Annotated in this window: 22 protein-coding genes; 13 read left to right on the top strand and 9 right to left on the bottom strand. The window is 59.7% G+C overall.

Going from position 1 to position 20,528, the window contains the following annotated elements; all coding sequences use genetic code 11:
- Positions 1-159 precede the first annotated feature (159 nt).
- The 3 genes from AB4Z15_RS15200 (at position 160) to AB4Z15_RS15190 (ending at position 2,845) form a co-directional block, all read left to right on the top strand.
- Positions 160-1,626, top strand: a complete 1,467-nt coding sequence (locus AB4Z15_RS15200) for an aldehyde dehydrogenase family protein (RefSeq protein WP_442017926.1) — start codon at positions 160-162, stop codon at positions 1,624-1,626.
- A 67-nt stretch (positions 1,627-1,693) separates the two neighbouring features.
- Positions 1,694-2,080, top strand: coding sequence for a nuclear transport factor 2 family protein (locus AB4Z15_RS15195; protein ID WP_442017925.1), 387 nt, complete (start codon positions 1,694-1,696; stop codon positions 2,078-2,080).
- Positions 2,081-2,158: 78 nt separating this feature from the next.
- Positions 2,159-2,845: a GntR family transcriptional regulator gene (locus tag AB4Z15_RS15190; protein WP_442017924.1), complete on the top strand. Its 687-nt coding sequence runs from the start codon at positions 2,159-2,161 to the stop codon at positions 2,843-2,845.
- An 80-nt stretch (positions 2,846-2,925) separates the two neighbouring features.
- Here AB4Z15_RS15190 and AB4Z15_RS15185 read toward each other — a convergent pair whose 3' ends face one another.
- A complete protein-coding gene (locus tag AB4Z15_RS15185) occupies positions 2,926-3,576 on the bottom strand; it encodes an NAD(P)H-binding protein (RefSeq protein WP_442017923.1) in 651 nt (216 codons plus the stop codon).
- Positions 3,577-3,674: 98 nt separating this feature from the next.
- Between AB4Z15_RS15185 and AB4Z15_RS15180 the strand changes: the two genes are divergently transcribed.
- Positions 3,675-4,007 (top strand): ArsR/SmtB family transcription factor, encoded by a 333-nt coding sequence (locus AB4Z15_RS15180; RefSeq protein WP_442017922.1) that lies wholly within the window; start codon positions 3,675-3,677, stop codon positions 4,005-4,007.
- A 17-nt stretch (positions 4,008-4,024) separates the two neighbouring features.
- On the opposite strand, the gene AB4Z15_RS15175 is transcribed toward AB4Z15_RS15180, so the two are convergent.
- From AB4Z15_RS15175 to AB4Z15_RS15155, 5 genes are all read right to left on the bottom strand, one after another.
- The gene (locus tag AB4Z15_RS15175; protein WP_442017921.1) at positions 4,025-4,900 is read right to left on the bottom strand and encodes an amino acid ABC transporter permease; all 876 of its coding nucleotides are present in this window, start codon (positions 4,898-4,900) and stop codon (positions 4,025-4,027) included.
- Positions 4,897-5,577, bottom strand: a complete 681-nt coding sequence (locus AB4Z15_RS15170) for an amino acid ABC transporter permease (RefSeq protein ID WP_442017920.1) — start codon at positions 5,575-5,577, stop codon at positions 4,897-4,899. The genes AB4Z15_RS15175 and AB4Z15_RS15170 overlap by 4 nt, the downstream gene beginning before the upstream one ends.
- Positions 5,578-5,611: 34 nt before the next feature.
- Positions 5,612-6,451 (bottom strand): glutamate ABC transporter substrate-binding protein, encoded by an 840-nt coding sequence (locus tag AB4Z15_RS15165; protein ID WP_442017969.1) that lies wholly within the window; start codon positions 6,449-6,451, stop codon positions 5,612-5,614.
- A 28-nt stretch (positions 6,452-6,479) separates the two neighbouring features.
- A complete protein-coding gene (locus AB4Z15_RS15160; RefSeq protein WP_442017968.1) occupies positions 6,480-7,208 on the bottom strand; it encodes an amino acid ABC transporter ATP-binding protein in 729 nt (242 codons plus the stop codon).
- 274 nt (positions 7,209-7,482) lie between these two features.
- Complete coding sequence (locus AB4Z15_RS15155) at positions 7,483-8,202, bottom strand: GntR family transcriptional regulator (protein ID WP_442017919.1); 720 nt, start codon at positions 8,200-8,202, stop codon at positions 7,483-7,485.
- Positions 8,203-8,370: 168 nt separating this feature from the next.
- Here AB4Z15_RS15155 and AB4Z15_RS15150 point away from each other — a divergent pair, with 168 nt between their 5' ends.
- From AB4Z15_RS15150 to AB4Z15_RS15135, 4 genes are all read left to right on the top strand, one after another.
- Entirely contained in the window at positions 8,371-9,588 is a 1,218-nt protein-coding gene (locus tag AB4Z15_RS15150; protein WP_442017918.1) for a pyridoxal phosphate-dependent aminotransferase, read from the top strand.
- A gap of 6 nt (positions 9,589-9,594) precedes the next feature.
- On the top strand, positions 9,595-10,146 hold the full coding sequence (locus AB4Z15_RS15145) for a thiamine pyrophosphate-binding protein (protein WP_442017917.1): 552 nt from the start codon (positions 9,595-9,597) through the stop codon (positions 10,144-10,146).
- Positions 10,143-10,727 carry a thiamine pyrophosphate-dependent enzyme gene (locus tag AB4Z15_RS15140; RefSeq protein ID WP_442017916.1) on the top strand — a complete coding sequence of 195 codons (585 nt, stop codon included), beginning with the start codon at positions 10,143-10,145 and terminating at the stop codon, positions 10,725-10,727. Before AB4Z15_RS15145 ends, AB4Z15_RS15140 begins: the two co-directional genes overlap by 4 nt.
- A gap of 77 nt (positions 10,728-10,804) precedes the next feature.
- The gene (locus AB4Z15_RS15135; RefSeq protein WP_442017915.1) at positions 10,805-12,274 is read left to right on the top strand and encodes an NAD-dependent succinate-semialdehyde dehydrogenase; all 1,470 of its coding nucleotides are present in this window, start codon (positions 10,805-10,807) and stop codon (positions 12,272-12,274) included.
- Positions 12,275-12,651: 377 nt separating this feature from the next.
- Here AB4Z15_RS15135 and AB4Z15_RS15130 read toward each other — a convergent pair whose 3' ends face one another.
- The gene (locus AB4Z15_RS15130; RefSeq protein ID WP_442017914.1) at positions 12,652-13,395 is read right to left on the bottom strand and encodes an SDR family oxidoreductase; all 744 of its coding nucleotides are present in this window, start codon (positions 13,393-13,395) and stop codon (positions 12,652-12,654) included.
- Between the two features lie 12 nt (positions 13,396-13,407).
- The gene (locus AB4Z15_RS15125; RefSeq protein ID WP_442017913.1) at positions 13,408-14,517 is read right to left on the bottom strand and encodes an NADH:flavin oxidoreductase/NADH oxidase; all 1,110 of its coding nucleotides are present in this window, start codon (positions 14,515-14,517) and stop codon (positions 13,408-13,410) included.
- Between the two features lie 102 nt (positions 14,518-14,619).
- On the opposite strand from AB4Z15_RS15125, the gene AB4Z15_RS15120 reads away from it, so the two are divergent.
- A complete protein-coding gene (locus tag AB4Z15_RS15120; RefSeq protein ID WP_442017912.1) occupies positions 14,620-15,027 on the top strand; it encodes an ArsR/SmtB family transcription factor in 408 nt (135 codons plus the stop codon).
- Positions 15,028-15,126: 99 nt separating this feature from the next.
- Here AB4Z15_RS15120 and AB4Z15_RS15115 read toward each other — a convergent pair whose 3' ends face one another.
- Entirely contained in the window at positions 15,127-15,843 is a 717-nt protein-coding gene (locus AB4Z15_RS15115) for a GntR family transcriptional regulator (protein ID WP_442017911.1), read from the bottom strand.
- 286 nt (positions 15,844-16,129) lie between these two features.
- On the opposite strand from AB4Z15_RS15115, the gene AB4Z15_RS15110 reads away from it, so the two are divergent.
- The 4 genes from AB4Z15_RS15110 to AB4Z15_RS15095 all read left to right on the top strand — a co-directional run bounded on the left by AB4Z15_RS15110 (position 16,130) and on the right by AB4Z15_RS15095 (position 20,294).
- Positions 16,130-17,734, top strand: a complete 1,605-nt coding sequence (locus AB4Z15_RS15110; protein WP_442017910.1) for a sugar ABC transporter ATP-binding protein — start codon at positions 16,130-16,132, stop codon at positions 17,732-17,734.
- Complete coding sequence (locus AB4Z15_RS15105; RefSeq protein ID WP_442017909.1) at positions 17,731-18,723, top strand: ABC transporter permease; 993 nt, start codon at positions 17,731-17,733, stop codon at positions 18,721-18,723. Before AB4Z15_RS15110 ends, AB4Z15_RS15105 begins: the two co-directional genes overlap by 4 nt.
- The gene (locus AB4Z15_RS15100; RefSeq protein ID WP_442017908.1) at positions 18,720-19,739 is read left to right on the top strand and encodes an ABC transporter permease; all 1,020 of its coding nucleotides are present in this window, start codon (positions 18,720-18,722) and stop codon (positions 19,737-19,739) included. The genes AB4Z15_RS15105 and AB4Z15_RS15100 overlap by 4 nt, the downstream gene beginning before the upstream one ends.
- Positions 19,740-19,829: 90 nt before the next feature.
- Positions 19,830-20,294 carry a carboxymuconolactone decarboxylase family protein gene (locus AB4Z15_RS15095; protein ID WP_442017907.1) on the top strand — a complete coding sequence of 155 codons (465 nt, stop codon included), beginning with the start codon at positions 19,830-19,832 and terminating at the stop codon, positions 20,292-20,294.
- The last annotated feature ends 234 nt before the right edge of the window (positions 20,295-20,528 follow it).

The raw sequence follows: 20,528 nt of genomic DNA, 5'->3' as shown, positions 1-20,528 counted from the left end.
CGATCATCACATCCTAAACTGAAACAATATCGTATTTCAGAATTTACCAAAAGGTCTTGCGAGTCCAACCCACTGGCCCTAAACTGAAACATGAATCTGTTTCAGCATTCGATTTGTTCACCGCTCCACGGCAAGCCGCCGCACGACAGGAGAGATCACATGGGAGTTTCCATCACAGAGGGCGCGCGTACCACCACGCCCCCGAACTTCAACGGACCCTACGGACTGCTCATTGATGGCAACATCGTTCAGACTGAGGACCATTTTGACGTCTACAACCCAGCCACAAACTCGGTCCTCGCATCCGCACCTCAGGGCACACGGGAACACATGGAACGCGCCATCGGTGCCGCCAAGCGGGCTTTCCCCGCGTGGGCTGCGCTGACCGCAGACGAGCGCGAAGCGATCATCGTCGAATTCTTCGAGGCCCTCGAGGCCCACAAAGAAGAGTTCATTACCTTGCTCTCACTGGAGCAGGGCAAGCCACGACACAATCAGGCGACGTTCGAAGTTAACCTTGCCAACCCCTGGATCCCCAACACCGCCAAATCGAGGCTGGAGGACAAGGTACTGGTGGAGGACGATGAGAAGCGCGTAGAGCTTCGCCGCTCACCGCTCGGTGTCGTGGGGGCCATCATCCCCTGGAACTATCCCTACCTCCACGTTCTGTGGAAGACCGTCCCCGCGCTGATCACCGGCAACACCGTAGTTCTCAAGCCTTCTCCCTATACCCCGCTCTGCGCATTGCGGATCGGGGAACTGGCAGCCCAGGTCTTCCCTCCCGGCGTCTTCAACATCGTCACAGGCGGCAACGAACTTGGGCAGATCCTCACCGAGAGCCCCGACGTCGGGATGATCACCTTCACGGGATCCACGGAAACCGGGACCAAGATTATGGCTTCAGCCGCCCGCACCATCAAGCGGGTCACTCTCGAACTGGGTGGAAATGATCCTGCGATCCTACTCCCGGACGCGGACTGGCAGGACGCCGTGCCGCAGGTATTCAACGCCGCCTTTGGTAACTCGGGTCAGTGGTGCATCGCGGCCAAGCGCATCTACGTACACCGTTCCTTCCATGAAGACTTCGTCACAGCGCTCGTGGACTATGCCAAAACGCAAAAGGTCGGCGACGGCATGGATCCCACCAGCGATCTTGGCCCCATCAACAACCGCATGCAGTACGACAAGCTTCGTGACCTCTTCGAAGACACTCGCCGCCATGGGTACGACGTCCCAGTCGGAGGCACCATCGACGAGTCCCTGGACGGCAACTTCGTTCCAGTCACCATCGTCAACAACCCTCCCGAAAACAGCCGCATCGTCCAGGAGGAACCTTTTGGACCGATCGTACCCGTACTCGTGTACGACGACGTCGAGGACGTCATCGAGCGCGCCAACGCCACAATCTTCGGCCTTGGTGCCACCATCTGGGGGCGAGACGAAGAGCGGGCACTGGCCGTGGCGGACCGCATCGACTCCGGCAACGTCTGGGTCAATCAAGGCCAGAGCCACCCGGATCATGCGCCGTTCGGCGGCCACAAACAGTCCGGCCTGAGCGTCGAACACGGTGATGAAGGCCTGGCTTCGCATACCAACAACAAAACCGTCGTGATTCGAAAGCGCTAGCGGCTTTTCTTCAGCCAAACCATCCCAGGGTGCCGCAATAGGACCCGCTCATTCACAAGGAGAAACCATGCCCAAGAACCTCAAAGTCGTCCCGACCGACGAATATGACCAGATCGTCACCACCGTTCAGAAGTATGTCGAAGGCCTGCGCGTCGGCAGCCCCGAAGGCGTTGCAGAAGCCTTCCATGAAGACGCCACCATGTACGGCTTTACCAACGGCCAGCTTCTGGGCGGCCCCATCAAGAACTTGTACGACTTCGTCGCCGAGAACGGCACCGCCCCCGACGTCAAGACCCGTGTAGACATCATCGGCATCACCCAGACCACGGCCGTCGTGAAAGTTGACATGGAAAACGACGCCATTGGTGCTGACTACACCGACTTCCACACCCTGCTGAAGCAGGACGGCGATTGGAAGATCATCGCCAAGGTGTACCACCAGTACGAGGCCTAGTCGAACAGAACCGGGGGAGGCTCACTGCCTCCCCCGGTTTTTTCGTTCGTACTGGTATTCAGCACGCGAGGGGCGAGAATGATTTCGGAAACAATCCAGCGAACAGCCGCGCCATTGCGCCAAGAGGTGGTCGCCACCCTTCGCCGGGCGATCGTTACCTCCGAGTACAGTCCTGGAGAGAGGCTGGTCGAGACTGCACTTTGCGATAAGTTCTCCGTCAGCCGAACAGTTGTTCGTGAAGCACTGCGGCAGCTGGAATCCGAGCGGCTGGTAGTGACGGTGCCGAACAAGGGTCCCGAAGTTGCAACCCTCACACCCACCGAAGCCCGAAGTCTCTACGAAGTTCGCGGCGCTTTGGAATCGCTCGCCGGAAGCCTCTTCGCTGAACGAGCCACAGAGGCGCAGCGTGGGCAACTCGTAGCTAGACTCTTTGACATCCGTAGAGCACAGTCAGCTGGCGGGGTGCAGCAGTTGCTGGCCGCAAAAGACAGCTATTACGAAGTACTTCTGGCCGGCGCTGGCAACAAAGAAATCTCTGGCATGCTTCGGCAAATCAATGCCCGCACTCAAGTACTTCGGACCCTCTCTACGAGTTCCCCTGGGCGAAGTCCGCACATGTTGTCCGAGCTGACGGACATCACCACGTCAGCTGCCATCACTAGAGATCCCGAGGCGGCCCGGCGAGCATGTGAAGTACATGCATCCAACGCCGCGGAAGCCGCACTCATTGCCATGGAGTCGACGCCTAGGTCCGGACATCCGTGAAGCCGTGGGGAAGCGCGAGGAGGGGAGGCCCGCGCTTCGCATGCCTCCCCTCCGTTCTTGCAAAAAAGCTCGTCTGCTTGTCAGCCGATCAGCCTGGACACAGCATCTTCCACCGCGGTATCGCCATCGGTTAGCTCGACAATGGTCCGGTTCAACTCCGGGTTATGGAGCGCCGCGTCAATGAACGCCGCGACGTTATCGCGTCGGATGTCTCCGTACTCAATCGCAGGACCGGACGTTACCCGCCCATCCCCGGGGGCGTCGGTCAAAAGCCCCGGGCGAACTATCAGCCAGTCCAGATCAGTGCGCGTGAGGTAGACGTCTGCTGTCTTCTTCGTGCGAATATAGTGCTCAAAACGTTCGTTCACGGACTGCCCCCGCCCTGACTCCGGGAAGGCGGACACCAGGACAAAACGGGACACTCCAGCGAGGGCGGCTGCATCGGCAGCCTTCTCCAACCCCTTGCCGTCGATGAGGGTGGTTTGGTCCATTCCGGTGCCATGGGCGCCCGCAGAGAAGACGACGGCATCGTGTCCTTTGAACTTTCCGGCCAACACCTCAAGGGAGTCCTTAATCAGGTCTCCCTCTACGGGTGTCGCACCACTGGAGGCAACGGTGTCAGCTTGTGCGGGATTCCTGAACATTCCCGTGACGGTATCACCGCGGCCACTCAGCAGTTGAGCCAGACGTCGGCCTACTCCCCCGGCTGCGCCTACTTGGAATACCTTCATGTGCGTCTCCCTTCACTTTAAGTTCGATATTCATCGTAGTACGACAAGTATAGGATTTGTGAATCGCCAGGTCCTCGAACTTCTTGGATAATCGAAGCATGCGAACTCTGGACCACCCTACGCCCGACGGAATTCACATCGATGGCGTGCTGTCGGCGCTGGCCGATCCGATCCGGCGTCGGATAGTAACTCAGCTGGCCGATGGCCATGACGACCAGTCATGCATCGCGTTTGAGCTGCCCGTGAGCAAGTCCACGTCCACCCATCACTTCCGCGTGCTTCGCGAGGCGGGAATCATAGAACAGCACTATCAGGGAACGGCGATTCTCAACACGCTCCGGACCGGCGTTATGGAATCGCTGTTTCCAGGCTTGCTAAGTGTCGTCATTGCGGCTGAACGCAATTCCACACTGAGGCAACGAGCATCCTGACGTATGATCGTCCGCATCTAGGTCTGGGGAACCAGGACGTTGCCAACCTTTGACTCGGCAGGGGCCTTGCGGCCGCTTCGGAGTCGAAGCTCAATGTACGTTGCAAGTCGCGACAGGCCCAGATTGATGACAATCATCACAAGCGCAATCACTACCAGCGCCGGTATGTAATTCGAATAGGCCGAGCCGGCCTGGATTCCTTGCCGCACTGCTTCCACGTAGGTGATTTGGTAACCAAGCGCAGTGTCCTTCAGCGCTACAACCAATTGAGCGACGATTGCCGGGAGCATTGCCGTGATGGCCTGGGGCAGGAGAATCATACGGAGCGTTTGTCCACTGCCCAGGCCAAGAGCCACAGCAGCTTCCCCCTGGCCTCGCGGAATGGCTTTGATTCCTGCGCGCACAATTTCTGCAATCACGGCCCCGTTGCTCAGGGCAAGGCCGGTAACTACTGCCGCAACCGCCAGATCGGTTGACGGGAACAAGTCGTAGTCGGCGAAGAGCTGAAAGCAGAAAATCATCAGAATCAGCAGCGGAATTGCCCGGAAGAACTCCACCACGGCGGCGCACCCGTAGCGCACGAACCGATTGTCGGAGAGACGCCCGACGCCGAGCAGGATACCCAGAATTATGGCGAGGATGATGGCAAACACCGCCGCCTGGAGCGTTCCCACAATCCCGGGCAGAAGGTACGTCTGCCACATTTCCGGCGTGAGAAATGGCTGCCACTTCTCCGGCGCCAGTTGCCCCTTGTCTGCCAGGGCTGACGCCACGAACCATCCGGCCGCTGCGAGCCCAACGACGCACAGAGCGCTGATGACGATGTTCAGAATTTGGCCCTTGGGCCCGGGGACGTCATACAGATTGTTGATGGGCGCTCGAGTGTTGCTCATCGCTTGACCTCAAACTTCCTGCTTAGGTATCCGAAAGCCGCACCGGTTGGAAGAGTCAGGCACATGAAGCCGGCCCCGAAGATCAGCCCAACGACGATGAGGGCGGAGGTGTTCTCGATCATTTCCTTCATCAGAAGAGCGGCTTCAGCCACGCCTATGACGGAGGCAACCGTTGTGTTTTTGGTCAACGCAATGAGGATGCTGCCCAAAGGCGCAATGACCGCCCGGAAGGCCTGCGGCAGGACGATGTGGCCTAATCCCTGCATAAAGTTCAGGCCCAACGACCGGGCTGCTTCCGACTGGCCGGGAGGGACCGTATTAATACCGGCCCTTAGCGCTTCGGATACGAATGTCGAGGTGTACAGGCTGAAGGCCAGGACGGCCAGCCTGAACGAGCTGTCAGTGATGGATGTGGGTGACTTTGGATCTGCCAAGGTAATCCCGAGTTGCTGCGCCAAACCGAAGGATGCGAAAAGCACTACAAGGGTCAGAGGGGTATTCCGGATGATGTTCACGTACCCGGTAGCAAGCGTCCGCATCGCCCAAATTGGTGAAACCCGCATGGCGGTCAGTACAGTGCCCAATACCAACGAGCCCAGTGCAGACAGCGCCGTGAGCTGCAGGGTGATCAGGAAGGCCGCCAGGATCTGATCCCCGTATTCGTTGAGGATGTTCATGTTTAGTATCCAGTCTCTTGTCCGGCTGCTCCGGCTAGTAGCGGTCGACCACTGGCGTGGCGGGCAATGCGTAACCGGACGGTCCAACGTTGCTCTCAAACGCTTTGGCCCACGATCCGTCGTCGATCATTGACTGAATGGCGTCGTTGATCTTGGCCCGGCCCGCGGTGTCATCTTTCTTCAGACCAATGCCGTAGTTTTCCTTGCTGAAGGTGCTGCCAACAAGCTTCAGCTTTCCCTGATTGGCAGCCGCGTAGCCGGCAAGTTGAATGTCATCGGTGGTCATTGCGTCAACGGCGCCGCTCTTCAGTGCTTCAACGCATGCGGAAGGGGTGTCGTACTCCTGCAGCTGCGCGTCCGTGCTGTAGTTCTTCTTGATGTTCTGTGCTGGTGTGGAACCGGTCACCGAGCACAATTTTTTGCCCCCGTTCAGGGACTCCGGGCCCGTGATGTCCGTGGAGTCAGAACGAACCAGGAGTGACTGGCCGGCAAGGAAGTACGGCCCCGCGAAGGCAACCTTCTCCTTTCGGGCGTCGTTGATGCTGTAGGTATTCACCACATAGTCCACCTGCCCGTTCTGGATCAGGCTCTCACGCTGCGCCGGAGTCGCTTCCTTCCATGTGATGGAAGACTCCTCGACGCCAAGCTTCTTGGCGACGTACTTGGCCACGTCAACATCGAAACCCTTGAATGATCCGTCCGGGGTCTTGATTCCAAGGCCTGGGCGATCAAAGGAAATGCCGATGGTGAGGTGGCCCGATTGGGCGCTTGCTTCAACTGTTTTCGCTTTGTCGGATGCACCGGAGCAACCGGCGATCGAGCTGGCAAGGAACAGCGCTGCGGCCGGAATGGCCAGGAACTTGAGCTTCACGATGTGCTGCTTTCTAGATTGGGGTGGCTTGTCAGTGGCTGAGGATCTTGCCGAGGAACTCTTCGGCCCGCTCGGTGGTTGGGTTGTCAAAGAACCGGTCAGGGGTGGTGTCCTCGAGGATCTGGCCATCGGCCATGAACACCACCCGATCGGCCGCGCGTCGAGCGAAGCCCATCTCGTGCGTGACTACGAGCATTGTCATGCCCCCTTGTGCCAGCGAAGTCATGACATCCAGTACTTCGGTCACCATTTCCGGGTCAAGAGCCGAGGTAGGTTCGTCGAAGAGCATCACCTTCGGCTCCATGGCCAATGCCCGGGCAATGGCAACGCGCTGCTGCTGTCCACCCGAAAGCTGGGCGGGGAGCTTGTGTGCCTGGTTTGCTATCCCTACCCGCTCGAGCAGGGCCATTGCCCGCGTTTGAGCCTCAGCCTTTCCGATTCGTCGCACCTTGAGGGGCGCAAGCATGACGTTTTCGAGGATGGTTTTGTGGGCAAAGAGGTTGAATGACTGAAAGACCATTCCGACGTCGGCCCTGTAGCGCGTCAGCGCCTTGCCTTCCTTGGGGAGAGGCTTGCCGTCGACGGCGACTGTGCCGGCCTCGACTGTCTCCAACCTGTTGATAGTTCGGCAGAGGGTCGATTTGCCCGAGCCGGAGGGGCCCAAGACAACCACAACTTGCCCCTGGGCAACCTCAAGATTGACATCACGGAGCACGTGCAGAGGTCCGAAATGCTTGTTGACCCCCCTGATGGAGATCATCGCCTTCTTCTCGTCGCCAGCAGCCTCAGAAGTGCTGTCAACAAACTTTTGCAGTTCCATGTTCGCCATTCGTTCGGGGATATTTCGTCTCGACGGTCGTGGTGGGAGGTGCAGGTTTCCCACTTGGGCTCCCATGTGACCTAAGTTACGAAAGTAAGAATGTTAACATTTGTACGGCAAAGAATAGCAGAGGGCAAGTCGCCGCGGGAGCTCCGGCGCGGACGAGGCCGGCACCGGGCTTCGTCCGCCGGCGAACTTTCAGAAGGACGTGTGACTAGCCCGCCCCTTGGAGGCGTTCCTTGCTGTCGAGGTCGGCCTTGATTCTTTCGAACGCAGTCTCGATATGCTCACGCACCAGCTCTTCAGCCTTCGCACCATCCTTGTCGCGGATCACGCGGAACATTTCCCAATGCTCAGGGCCGATGCGGGTCCTGTAGTCATCATGGCCTTGCTGTCGATTAAGGAGAAGCAGCGCGATTTGCGAACGCAGGCCCAACCAAACCTGCTCCAATCTCTCGTGACCGGCACAGGCGTAGATCGCATCATGAAACGCAATGTCCGATTGGAGCATCTCGCCCCTATCCCCCAGGGCGGCAGCCCGTTCAATGTCCTCGGCACGCACCTGAAGTAGGTCCAAATCCCTCTCGGTGCGGTGTGCAATCAGCCGCTGAACGGCGAGCAACTCTATCGAGTACCGGAGCGAGTAGATCTCTTCGAGGTCTTTGTGCGTAAAGACGGTAACCCGCGATCCCCGGTGCCAGTCGCCTTGAAGTAGGCCCTCCTGCCGCAGCAAAACGATGGCATCCCTCACTGGTCCACGACTAACGGATAAGGACGCAGCCATCTCCACTTCATTGATCCGCTCCCCGGGAGGTATTTCACCGGCCAGAATCGCGTCACGGATCCGGTCCGCGACATCCTGGGCCATACCGCGACGTTTCAGGGGTGCACGAAGGGTTCCGTTCTTGACATTTGCTGTGGTGTCAGATTTCATAATGTTAACATTCTTGCAGTTGGAGGCTTGCTGGTCACGTCTACCACACTATCCCAGCACTCCATTCGGAACCTGTCCGGATCGCGGGATGCTGCATTCAAGAAGACCGCCTGCTTTCGATGCAGGCTCGATTCCACCACCTGTATCCCCTGAAATTGGAGTATCCCTATGAGTACCGCTACCACTACACGGTTTGGACGGTTTGCTGATCGGTTGCGGGATATTGGTCCGTCGCCTATTCGGGCGATCTTTGATAAGGCTGCGGTGTTGGAAGCTGCAGGTGAGAAGGTGTATCACTTCGAGATCGGACGCCCGGATTTTGATACCCCGCAGGTAGCCAAGGACGCAGCGGCTGCATCGTTGGACCGCGGGGAAGTCCACTACGGCCCTAACGCAGGAACGATGGATCTTCGCCAGGCAATCAGCGGGTATCTGCAAGAGCGCCGCGGGACCGGCTATGACCCGGGCACCGAAGTACTCGTCACGATCGGCGCGAACGAAGCGGTGTTCCTTGCATTGATGGCCTTCTGCGGCCCCGGCGATGAAGTGATCTTCCCCGTCCCGGCCTGGGCGCACTACGAGTCCTGCATCCGTCTGGCCGGCGCCACCCCTGTCCCTGTCCGGCTCGACGCGGACAATGATTACCGTCTCGATATCGACGCGATCGCCGCCGCAATCACCCCCGTGACACGCATGGTCATCCTCTGCACCCCGAACAACCCCACCGGCGGTGTCGCAACGGCCGAGGAAATCGAAAGACTCGCCAGCGTCCTGGAACGGACCGACGCGCTGCTGATGTCCGATGAAATCTACGCCGACCTCGTCTACGACGAGATCCGCCACCAGTCCCCGGCCGCCGTAGGGAACCTTCGCGAACGGACCTTGGTCATCGGCGGCTTTGCGAAAGCCTTCGCCATGGACGGCTGGCGCCTCGGCTGGCTCGCCGGCCCCAAAGAACTCATCACACCGGCACTAAGAGTCCGCCAGTACACCACCGTCTGCGCCCCTACCTTCCTCCAACCCGGCGCGGCCGCAGCCCTCCGCCACGCGGGCCCCGAGGCGGAAGCGATGCGCATGCAATTCCAGGAACGACGCAAAGCCGGTCTCAAGATCCTCACCGGCGTTCCCGGCGTCACGGTAAGCCAACCCGACGGCGCCTTCTACTTCTACCTCACCTACACACCGGAGACCGCCGAACCAGCCGAACAACTGGCGCTACGACTCCTCGAGGAACAACGCGTCGCCGTCGTTCCAGGGACCGCGTTCGACCCCGACGGTGGAACCCACTCCATCCGGATCTCTTACGCCTGCCACATCGACGACCTCACTGAAGGCCTGCGACGAATCGTCCAGACCCTGACCACACCACACCCCAAGGGAGCCTGACCACCCATGACTACGACTATTACCCAGGACCGCCACACCGAAGTGGTGGACGCGATCGTGCGCCTGGCCCCCGACGGCGTCGCCTACGTCCCCTCCGCGTCCATCGCCCCGATCATCAACGGCGTCCTGGACGCCCAAACCAACGGGGACCTGCCCCTGGTGTACCCCGTCTCCCGCGAAGAGGAAGCCATCGGCGTCGTCGGCGCCTACCCGTTCGCCGGGAAATTCGGGGTCATCATCATGCAGGACAACGGCTTCGGCAACGCCCTGACCGCATTGACCACCTTCGCCGTGTCCTACCACCTGCCCCTATTGATCGTCGCGAACACCCGCGGCGGGCTCGGCGAGTACAACTCCATGATCCACACCATCTCCGCGCCCGTCCCCGCGTTGCTGGCCTCCACCAACATCCCCGTCTTCCAGATCGACCGCCGCAATTCGGCCCAGGACTGGGGCGCGACCGTCGCCGAAGCCGGCAACCACGCCCGCATGACCTACCGACCCGTCGTGGTCCTCATGGAATTCTTCGACCCCAAAGACGCAAAGGCAAAAGCATGAAACGCATCGAAGCCCTCCGAGCCATTGTTGAGACCACCGCCGAGGTCCCCGTGATCGCGACCTGCGCCGCGACCTCCCGCGAACTGGCCTCCATCGCCGACCGCGACAACCACCTCTACCTCCTGGACGCCATGGGCCTGGCCATCTCCGTCGGCACCGGCATCGCCCAAGCCATCAAAAACACCCCCCTCACCCGCGCCGTCGTCATCGAAGGCGACGGATCCCTCCTGATGAACCCCGGCTCAGCCATCACCGCCGGCTACCTCGCCCCCGAAAACCTCGTCATCATCCTCCTCGACAACGGCGTCTACGCCTCCACCGCCTCCATCCCCACCCAAGCCGTCACCATCGACCTCGGACGCTTCGCCGAATCCGTCGACCTCAAGGTCCTGCGCGCCAACAACACCGAAGAACTCACCCTCGCCCTGAAACAAACCCTCACCCAGGACGGACCCTGGTTCATCCACACCCGCACCGAACCCGGCAACGAACCAGGCACCAAACTCCTCCTCATCGACCCCGTCACCCACGGCAACCGCTTCCAAAACTGGCTCACCCCACAACTCACCGAGTCAAAGTAGCCAACAATCAAACACTCGCCGGGCCCGAGCGGGCCCGGCAGTGCCCATCTGCTGAAAGCACGAGAACTTCAATGGAAATGACCACCACCGCCTCCGCTCCCCCGCTTGGATTTCCGGAGAAGCTTATGCCCATCGGCGGCTCATGGATCTCCTCGAGCAACGCTGCAACTCTCACAGTCGCCAACCCAGCCACTGGAGCACCCATCGCGGAAGTTCCCTCTGCAACCGTTCAGGACGGCATGTCTGCCGTCGATGCCGCGGTCGACGCACAGCCAGCCTGGGCTGCGACCCCTGCCCGGGAACGCGCCGACATCCTCTTCCGCACCTACGAAGGAATCCTGACCCGTCGCGACGAGTTCGCGGCACTGATCACCGCGGAAATGGGTAAGCCCCTCCCGGAAGCCCAGACCGAAGTCGATTACGGTGCCGGGTTCTTCCGCTGGTTCGCCGAATCCGCCGGCAGGATACACACCGAAGGCCAGTTCGGCGTCGAACCCGGAGGCAACTACCAGATCGCCGTCTCCAAACGCCCCGTGGGACCGTCCCTGCTGATCACGCCCTGGAACTTCCCGCTCGCGATGGGTGCACGGAAGATCGCCCCGGCCCTCGCCGCAGGGTGTACAACGATTCTTAAGCCCGCCGAGCTGACCCCCTTGACTTCGCTGTTACTGGCGCGGGTTCTTGAAGAAGCAGGCGCCCCTGCCGGTGTTGTCAACGTCATCACCACCTCCAATTCCCGCGACGTTATCGCCGCAATTATGAAGGACTCACGAGTCCGGAAGATCTCCTTTACCGGATCGACACAGGTTGGGCGAGCGCTCTTGGCCCAAGCAGCCGAGAACGTCATGAACACGTCCATGGAGCTCGGGGGCAACGCTCCACTGATCGTGTTCGATGACGCTGACCTTGAGCAGGCTGTCGAAGGCGCCATGCTCGCCAAACTCCGCAACGGCGGCCAATCCTGCGTCGGCGCCAACCGCATCTATGTGCAAAACGGCATTGCTGTCGAATTCACTGCCCGTTTCACCGAGCGGATGGCTGCTGCTCGTCTCGGCGACGGCGCACACCCCGACACGGATCTGGGTCCGCTTGTGGATGCAAAACAAGTAAAGACGGTGGCTGCATTGGTGGCCGACGCCATCGCCAAGGGCGCCGTTTGCCTGACGGGCGGAACTATTCCCGAGGGCCCTGGTTGTTTCTACCCGGCGACGGTCCTGACTAACATCCCAGCTAACGCAGACATCCGCACCGAGGAAATCTTCGGTCCCGTCGCAGCAATATACGAGTTCGCTACTGAAGCCGAAGCCATCCACGAAGCCAACAACACCCCCTACGGACTGGCCTCCTACGTCTTCACGGAGAACCTCGCCCGTGCGCTGCGTGTCGCAGACGCCATCGATGCCGGTATGACCGGGATCAACCGGGGTCTCGTCTCCAACCCGTCCGCACCCTTCGGAGGGACCAACGCCTCCGGCCTGGGACGCGAGGGCGGAACCGAAGGCCTCGAGGCCTACCAAGAAACCAAATACACCGGAATTCAGCTTTAACCGGATGGAAGTCGCTCAGGTCGACCAGGAATATGGGGCTGATCCATGCAGACGGTGATGATTTTCCTGGGGATAGGTGCGGGTGTTGCTTCGGTGGTCCTGTCCGTTCCGTCTCTCCGTCGTCGTACCAGTGCCGCAGAGTCGCTGTCTGTGGCAGCAACCGGGGCCGTGATATCCGGTTTGCTGGCGTTGGCTTTTAGTGGTGAGGACCTAGCCGGTCCTGTGAGTGCACTCAATCTATTGCCATCGGCGACCGGTGCGGCAGCATTGCTGGGGTTAACGCTCGCCTCAGGGCGGACACGCACACCACCTCACCAGCGATACTGACTGTACCGGGAAGCGACCGGCCCAAGGAACGGTCCTTTCCCGGTCTGATGTCACCAATTCTGGCGGGTTGGGGAGATCACCAAATCGTTGACGGTGGTATTTGCTGGTTGGTTTAGGACATAAACCACGGCGTCGGCCACGGCCTCCGGGGTAATAGCCAGTGCATTGAGCTCCTTGGCCGCTGCTCGTCCCGCAGGGTCGCCCACCTTGTCCGCCCACCCGGTGTCTATGACTCCGGGGCTGATAGTGCTGGCCTGAATACCGTGTTGTACTCCCAGTTCCTTGCGCATGCTTTCGGTGATGGCTCGTACGAAGAACTTGGTTGCGCTGTATACGCCGGCAGATTCACCAATCTGATGACCCGCCACTGACGCCATGTTCAAGATGTAGCCCGATTGACGCTCTAGCATGATTGGCAGGACGGCCTGGATACCGTTGAGATACCCCCGGATGTTCGTATCGATCATCCGGCCCCAGTCGTTCACAGCCAGATCTTTCCAAGCGGAAAATAGCATTAGCCCTGCGTTGTTGACCAAGATGTCTATGCCGCCGAAGGTCTCGACGGCATACAGGGCCAGACCCTCCATATCTGCAGAATCCGTAACGTCGGCGACACGCGCTGCCGCGGTTCCCCCAGAGGCACGAATCTCCTCAACGAGGGCGTCGAGGCGGTTCTGGTCCCGGGCAGCGAGCACCAGTTTCGCGCCATGTGCTGCCAGTGCCTTGGCTGCTGCGGCACCGATGCCCGATGACGCGCCGGTGACAATGATGGTCTTGTTGAGCAAGTGATTCATGGAGAGACCTTCCTACTTCTTACGACGTTGTACGGCGTAGCCATATTGTGCGGGCCACTGGGGTTCGATGCCGAGCTCACTGGCAGCCTGCTGCGGCCAGTACGGGTTGCGGAGCAGCTCGCGGCCCAGGAATACGGCATCTGCCTGTCCAGCCGTCAAAATGTCCTCAGCCTGGTGGGCGTCGGTGATAAGTCCCACAGCACCGGTAGCAATTCCAGCTTGGTCGCGGGCTTGCCCCGCAAAGGGAACCTGATAGTTGGGACCGACCGGAATCTTGGCGTCCCGAACAATGCCTCCGCTGGAAACGTCAAGGAAGTCAACCCCGTGAGCCTGTAGTTCTTTGGCCAGACGGACGGTGTCGTCGGCGGTCCAACCCTCGCGGGGATCATCGTCGTTCTCGCTTAGCCAGTCGGTGGCTGAGGTACGGAAGAAGACGGGGAGGTCCTGAGGCCAGACTGCCCTGACGGCGTCCACTACCTCGAGCGCAAAACGCATCCTGTTTTCGAAGCTTCCACCATAGGCATCCGTGCGTTTGTTGGACGCCGGAGACAAGAAGGAGTGGATCAGGTATCCGTGAGCGCCGTGGACTTCGACAACCTCAAACCCAGCTTTGAGAGCCCGCTTCGCGGATTCGGCGAAATCGGTGACAAGCTGCTTGATTTCGGCGACGGACAGCTCCGTTGGCTGAGACAGTCCTTGGAAGGCTTCCGGGCTGGGGCCGACCGCAGTCCAGCCGCCGTCGCGTTCGCCCAAGTACCCATCAGAAATCCAGGGCTTGTCAACGGACGCCTTTCGCCCCGCATGCGCTAACTGGATAGCGGGCACCGACCCAAAAGAACGGATTGCTGCCGCGATGCGAGCAAAAGACTCTTGCTGTTTGTCATTCCACAGCCCCAGATCCCAGTGGCTGATGCGCCCATCGGGCCTCACACCGGTTGCTTCGACCATGACCAGGCCGGCACCGCCTGCCGCACGACTGGCCAAGTGGGTCAAATGGAAATCCGTGGGGACGCCGGTTTCCGGGCCCTCGGCAGCGGCCGAGTACATGCACATCGGGGACATCCAAACCCGGTTCGGAATTGTTAGATCCCGCAGCTTAAGTGGAGCGAAAAGGCTACTCAAGGAAATCTCCTTCTTGGTTCTGTGTGGAGGACGACGGCCAGCGTTGTGCACAAGCCGACCCAAGTACGATAAGCCTCGTAGTATGTCGGTTGTCAAACTACGATGAGTGTCGTACCTTTGATGTTGAACAACGAAAGGGGCACCATGCGCTCTGCCGCAGCTACATCTGAGGCGCGACTATTGGATCACCCCGAGCCTGAAGAGATTCGACTCGAGGCAGTTCTACACGCACTGTCGGATCCCATTCGCCTGAAAATTGTCGGCGACCTGGCCATGGGGCACGACGACATGGCATGCATCGCATTTGAGCTGCCCGTGAGCAAATCCACGTCGACGCACCACTTCCGCGTGCTTCGGGAGGCTGGCGTCATTCAACAGCATTACCGGGGGACATCCCGGATCAGCAAACTACGCAACGACGACCTTCAGGCGAGATTCCCGGGACTGCTGGATGCCGTACTACTGTCGTCGGCGGACGCGTCAACGACGACGGAACGCACCGGGGATTGACTTTCCGGACGGACATTCGGGTATTGAGGTGAGCGACTGAAAGGCCTACCACTACTCCCCCACTGCAGCGAAGCGGGAAGTGACAGTGCCCAGATCGAACTAATTTGCCCCCACGGCAGTGTGCCCGTGGGGCGCACTTTCGGCATCATTCGTGAAACTGGCAAGCGCAATGTCACCCGCGTTCTTAACGTGGGCACGGCACAGCCTGCTGGCTTCATCCGCATCTCGGCTACGGACCGCCCGAACGATCTCGTCCAACTCAGCCACCGTCTGGTCAAATCGACCCGGAGAGGACAGGGTCATCCTGCGCAGCATGGTTACACGGTTGTTCAACTGCTGGAGCATCTGCGCGAGTACGTGGTTTCCGGACCCAGCCAAGAGAACCTCATAGAAGCCGTTCTTCGCCTGGAGTACGTTTATCTGATTGGACGCAATGTCCGACTCGTGGAGAGTTCGAACAGAGGCGGCGAGCTTGTCGATTTCGGCGTCTGACGCCTTAATCGTGAAGCAATATGCGAGGTGCCCTTCAATGAGCCCCCGGGCCTCATAAATTTCACGGGCATCTTCCTCGGTGATCACCGCAACTGACGGGCCCTTGTGGACCACGTTGGTTATCAGCCCTTCGGCCTCCAATTGCTTCAGCGCTTCCCTCAGGAGAGTACGACTAACACCGAGCCTGTCGCAGAGGTCCCGTTCTATAAGCTTTTGCCCGGGTGTGAAGGCGCCGTACAAGATAGCGTCCCGCAGCGTGTTTTCGGCTAGTTTCCGCAGCGACATGTCGTCGCGCTGCAGCCTCAAACCCAGTGGTGACTCCATGACAACCTCCTCCCCGTCGTGAATATGCCTTGACCTAGGGTACTACGGTCAGGGCCAGACCGGCCATAATGACTGGCGATCCGATTGTCCGACACGCCACCCCCCGAGAAGGCGGACGAAACCGCGCCAAAAGTCTATTGCCCTGACACCCTCCCACTCCTATACTCATCCAAAGGACTGTTTTGTATGACAAAAATGCATTGGGACAATCGTACTCAGCAGTTTTGGTGTGATCTGCACTTCCCGAGGAGGGGATGGAGCAGATACCGACCGTAAGGACAAAGTAATGGTCAATGAAGACCTGAACCTCGATTCGGCCCCGAGAGCAATGGCGGCCGAAAATCACGAGACAGCTGTAGCAATCCAGGACGTGAAGAAGTCCTTCGGGGAGACACAGGCCCTGCGAGGAGCCAGCTTCTCCGCGCGTGCTGGGGAAATCCACGCGATTGTCGGTGAGAACGGCAGCGGGAAGAGCACGCTGGCGAAAATCATGTCCGGCATCGTTCTCCCCGACGAGGGATCCGTGGACATCCATGGTCACCACGTGTCGAGTCCCGCCGAGGCACTCAAGACAGGCGTCGCGACCGTGTTCCAGGAAGTCCTCGTCGCAGAAGGCGCCAGTATTTCGGACAACGTTTTCATCGGATCGCAGGGCGTATGGCGCTCCCGCATGTCCAGGAGCGAGCAGCACCGACGTGCAACCGATGTGCTGGAGCAGCTTATGGGCCATCCCGTCGACGCCTCGGCATTGGTGGAAACCCTGAGTCTGGCAGACCGGCAATGGGTCACCATTGCGCGCGCCCTTGTCCGTTCCCCGAGAGTAGTGATCTTCGATGAGTCCACGGCGGCACTCGACCTATCGGGGGCCGCACGGCTTTACGCCCAAATGGAGAGGCTCCGTTCCGACGGTGTCTGCGTCGTGATTGTTACTCACCGTATCGCTGAGCTCACGACTTTCGCCGACAGTGCAACTGTTCTGCGCGACGGAATCGACGTCGGGATCCTCAGAGGCAGCGAGATCACCGAATCCCGTCTCATTGAACTCATGACCGGCGTCAAGGAGCGGAACGGCCTGGCAACTCAATCGCGCAGGCTCTCCAAGGGCGGAACGGCAGACATCGTCCTTCAAGCCGCCGGTCTCGTGGCAACGCAGGGAGCACGGCCTTCGGACTTTGTGCTGCATAGTGGGGAGATCGTCGGCTTTGCCGGGCTGGATGGTCAAGGTCAGGCTGAGTTCCTCCAAACCCTCACGGGCGTTCGACAGGCGATCAACGGCGAAGTTACCGCCGTTGCCAGGACCGGCGCGCAGCACCCAATCAGCAACCTGGCAGGGGCTATAGCAGCGAACGTCTCCTATATTTCAGGCGATCGACGCAAGGAGGGGATTTTCCCAAACCTCAGCATTTTCGAGAATTTCGGAATGCCGTTGTACCGTCATCACCGCCGTGCCGGCGTCATCGACAGGACGGCCATCTCCGCGCGCTTTGATGACATGTCCAAAACCCTGAAGCTACGGGCAGGCGCATCGTCGAATCCCATCACCTCCCTCAGCGGCGGTAATCAACAAAAGGTCCTCATCGGTCGGGAACTGGCTCAAGATCCGCAGGTTGTTGCCCTCAACGATCCCGCACGGGGAGTCGACATCAGCACAAAGCGTGAACTGTATGCCCAGTTGGAACATCTCGCCTTGGAAGGAGCCGGAATCATTTATCTCTCTACTGAGATCGATGAACTCATCGGGCTCTGCGACCGTGTGGCTGTTTTCCGCGACGGCGCACTCCTTGGTTGGGTGACCGGCGACAACATCACCTCCGACCGCGTTCTTGCTGGAATGTTCGGTCACCTTGAAGCAGATTTCGACGTCGAGAAAGCACTGGTGGAGCAGCAATGAAACAACAAAGCCGATTCGGCAGATTCACCAGCAAATCTGCCTACGCATTCGCCGCGTGGGGTTTGCTTGCCGTCCTTCTCATCGTGTGCGCAGTACGCGCGCCTTACCTCTTCACCGCCAGCGGAATCGGAGGGCTGCTGGTCTCGGCCGTACCTCTGGTCCTTGTGGTGATGGGAATTACCGTCACGGCCCTGGTGGGCAGCGGTGTCGATCTGTCCGCTGGTCCGCTGATGATCTTCGTCAATGTCACCCTCGTCAAAGTCCTCTTCGACCAACAGATAGGGTCACCCGTTGCTGTCATCGCGTGGGCACTTAGCATTGGAGTCTTGATACAAATCATCCAGGCCGTCGTCATTACGGTCGCCCGCATCGAACCTGTGATCGTGACTCTGAGTGCATTCCTGGCATTGTCCGGGATCAACCTGGTTATTCTGGCACAGCCTGGCGGACAAGCTCCGAGGTGGCTCGCTGAATGGGGGTCCGGCAGGTCGATACTCGCCCCAATGACGATCGTTCTGATCACGGCAATATTGGGTTGGTGGGCATTCACCAGGACCCAACTGTTCACGAATCTAAGGCTCGTCGGGTCGAACCAGCGCACCGCGTTTGTCAGCGGAGTACCCGTAACAATGATCCGCGTCGTCGCTCACGGTATTTCCGGGTTGCTGATTGGTGCGGGTGGCCTGGCCTACACCGGTCAGATAGCGTCGGGAAACCCCACCCAAGGAGGCACCTACACACTCGCAGCGATCACGGCCCTGGTGCTTGGAGGTATCAGCCTTGCGGGTGGCCGCGGCGGCGTATTGGGCTCCATTCCCGGGGCCATCGCCGTCACGCTTATCTCATTCACGCTGACCACGTTCTCACTGGGGTCATTGGCTTCATTCGTTGTGCAGCTCTCGTACGGCCTCATCCTGGTTGCAGCACTCCTGATCAGCGTGATAATTCCATCACTGTGGCGCAAGCGCCAGGAGGTAAAAGCATCATGACCACCGTCAAAGCGCAACAACGCACCAGCCGGGTACCGCTGCTGTCCAAGGCCTCAGGGCAAAAGAACGTCATCCTCGGGCTCATCATGCTGGCGGCTTTACTTGCCGTCGGCGCCGCCACAGTACAAGGTTTCCTCTCCGGCTCGAATGTTCGCTCCATGCTGCTACTCGGCGCATTCCTTGGCCTGGCATCGGTTGGGCAGACTCTCTGCGCGTTGCTCGGCGGGCTTGACCTCTCCATTCCCTACTTGATTGGTTCGGCCAACATCGGGACCCTCTACATGATCAGCTCTGGCGTACCGGCCGGCATGGCGATCGCGATAACTCTTGTTCTCGGCATCGTTATCGGAACGATAAACGGCCTCATAAGTCTCCATCTCCAGAATCAAGCTCTCATCGTGACGCTGGGTGTTGGATTCGCCACGGTAGGGGCAACACAGGTTCTCACCAGCGCCGGCGCATCGAATGCCGGGGGCACGAGCGGAGTGGTACCTGATTGGCTCGCCAACATTTCCTCACTGAGCGGAGAAACGTTGGGTCTCCCTGTACCTCCAGTCATCCTCATCTGGCTTGTTCTCGCCGCTGCCCTGATCTTCATCATGCGTTCAACATGGTTTGGTCGGAGCACATACGCCTTGGGTGGAAACCGCTCAGCCGCACGGCTCATGCTCATCTCCGAACCGCGCCGGTGGGTCACTGTCTACGCGCTCAGCGGCCTCTTCTCAGGAGCCACAGGAATACTCCTGCTCGGCTTCACTGGTGGAGCATTCGTGCGTGTGGGCGATCCCTACCTGTTCCTCACCGTGGCCGCAGTTGCCGTGGGCGGAACCTCCTTGCTTGGCGGCAGGGGAGGATATGGCAGCACTCTGGTCGGCGTGCTCGTCCTTATCGCCCTGACCTCGCTCTTGGTGGGCTACGGGTTGAACAACAACGCACAACAATTTGTACTCGGCCTCCTGATCGTGCCCCTCGTCGGCTTCTACGCGCGCAATCCCCACATCAGACAGCAAATCTAATCCCGAGACATCCCCATCAACTGTCCGCCCAAGGGAAACTCCGGCAGTGGCGCCGCAACCCGGGATCGAGTGAATACATGAAGGACCGAAATGACTAACCAGTATGAAGCAGACGAACACAGCGAACTATGGAATGCCGGAATCAAGGTACGCCGGGAGGTTCTCGGGGATTCATACGTCGCTGGTTCCCTCGAGCGCACAGCCGGAACCGAAAGTGAAGCCCTGCAGACCCACATCACCGAAACAGTGTGGGGTGCCGTGTGGACGCGGCCCGGCCTGGACCGTCGAAGTCGTAGCCTCCTCAATATCGGCATGCTGGTCGCGCTCAACCAGCACCACGAACTTTCTGTACATGTCCGGGGCGGCCTAAGGAACGGTTTAAAACCAAGCGAGATCGTGGAGTCAATCGTGCAGGCCACCGCCTATTGCGGCGCACCTGCGGGGCTCGCAGCGATGCGTGTCGTCCAGGAAACGCTCAATGAAGTTGCCCGCTCCGCCGGCGCCGACGAAGTCACTGGCGCCGAGGCTGACGCCGACGAGATCAAGGCAATCTAGGCCCCCACAATGACATGATCGCCGGCGTTCGAAAGTGCGCTCAAGCCCGGCTGGGAACCCCCGCCGGGCTTTTGCGTGCCCCTTTGCGCGATTCACGCTGAGTCCTCAAGTCGCTTGGGCACTGAGGCGGGTTGCGCCAAAGCAGCGGCTATGCAACGGACAGTTTTGGCCGTATTTCGGCTTATGCAACCCACCCTGTCGACGTTAAAGAGGTCGGTCGCCGCGACCCCAATT

Source organism: Paenarthrobacter sp. 2TAF44 (genome assembly GCF_052114885.1).
Lineage (GTDB): Bacteria > Actinomycetota > Actinomycetes > Actinomycetales > Micrococcaceae > Arthrobacter.
Note: the sequence above shows the minus strand (reverse complement) of the source record. Positions and strands in the feature narration are given on the sequence as shown.

Coding starts and splice junctions, on each gene's coding strand:
- AB4Z15_RS15140 (WP_442017916.1), top strand. CDS start 10,143: ATGAAACGCATCGAAGCCCTCCGAGCCATTGTTGAGACCACCGCCGAG.
- AB4Z15_RS15190 (WP_442017924.1), top strand. CDS start 2,159: ATGATTTCGGAAACAATCCAGCGAACAGCCGCGCCATTGCGCCAAGAG.
- AB4Z15_RS15130 (WP_442017914.1), bottom strand. CDS start 13,395: ATGAATCACTTGCTCAACAAGACCATCATTGTCACCGGCGCGTCATCG.
- AB4Z15_RS15185 (WP_442017923.1), bottom strand. CDS start 3,576: ATGAAGGTATTCCAAGTAGGCGCAGCCGGGGGAGTAGGCCGACGTCTG.
- AB4Z15_RS15170 (WP_442017920.1), bottom strand. CDS start 5,577: ATGAACATCCTCAACGAATACGGGGATCAGATCCTGGCGGCCTTCCTG.
- AB4Z15_RS15180 (WP_442017922.1), top strand. CDS start 3,675: ATGCGAACTCTGGACCACCCTACGCCCGACGGAATTCACATCGATGGC.
- AB4Z15_RS15105 (WP_442017909.1), top strand. CDS start 17,731: ATGAAACAACAAAGCCGATTCGGCAGATTCACCAGCAAATCTGCCTAC.
- AB4Z15_RS15195 (WP_442017925.1), top strand. CDS start 1,694: ATGCCCAAGAACCTCAAAGTCGTCCCGACCGACGAATATGACCAGATC.
- AB4Z15_RS15155 (WP_442017919.1), bottom strand. CDS start 8,202: ATGAAATCTGACACCACAGCAAATGTCAAGAACGGAACCCTTCGTGCA.
- AB4Z15_RS15200 (WP_442017926.1), top strand. CDS start 160: ATGGGAGTTTCCATCACAGAGGGCGCGCGTACCACCACGCCCCCGAAC.
- AB4Z15_RS15120 (WP_442017912.1), top strand. CDS start 14,620: ATGAGTGTCGTACCTTTGATGTTGAACAACGAAAGGGGCACCATGCGC.
- AB4Z15_RS15150 (WP_442017918.1), top strand. CDS start 8,371: ATGAGTACCGCTACCACTACACGGTTTGGACGGTTTGCTGATCGGTTG.
- AB4Z15_RS15135 (WP_442017915.1), top strand. CDS start 10,805: ATGACCACCACCGCCTCCGCTCCCCCGCTTGGATTTCCGGAGAAGCTT.
- AB4Z15_RS15115 (WP_442017911.1), bottom strand. CDS start 15,843: ATGGAGTCACCACTGGGTTTGAGGCTGCAGCGCGACGACATGTCGCTG.
- AB4Z15_RS15175 (WP_442017921.1), bottom strand. CDS start 4,900: ATGAGCAACACTCGAGCGCCCATCAACAATCTGTATGACGTCCCCGGG.
- AB4Z15_RS15100 (WP_442017908.1), top strand. CDS start 18,720: ATGACCACCGTCAAAGCGCAACAACGCACCAGCCGGGTACCGCTGCTG.
- AB4Z15_RS15160 (WP_442017968.1), bottom strand. CDS start 7,208: ATGATCTCCATCAGGGGGGTCAACAAGCATTTCGGACCTCTGCACGTG.
- AB4Z15_RS15110 (WP_442017910.1), top strand. CDS start 16,130: ATGGTCAATGAAGACCTGAACCTCGATTCGGCCCCGAGAGCAATGGCG.
- AB4Z15_RS15095 (WP_442017907.1), top strand. CDS start 19,830: ATGACTAACCAGTATGAAGCAGACGAACACAGCGAACTATGGAATGCC.
- AB4Z15_RS15145 (WP_442017917.1), top strand. CDS start 9,595: ATGACTACGACTATTACCCAGGACCGCCACACCGAAGTGGTGGACGCG.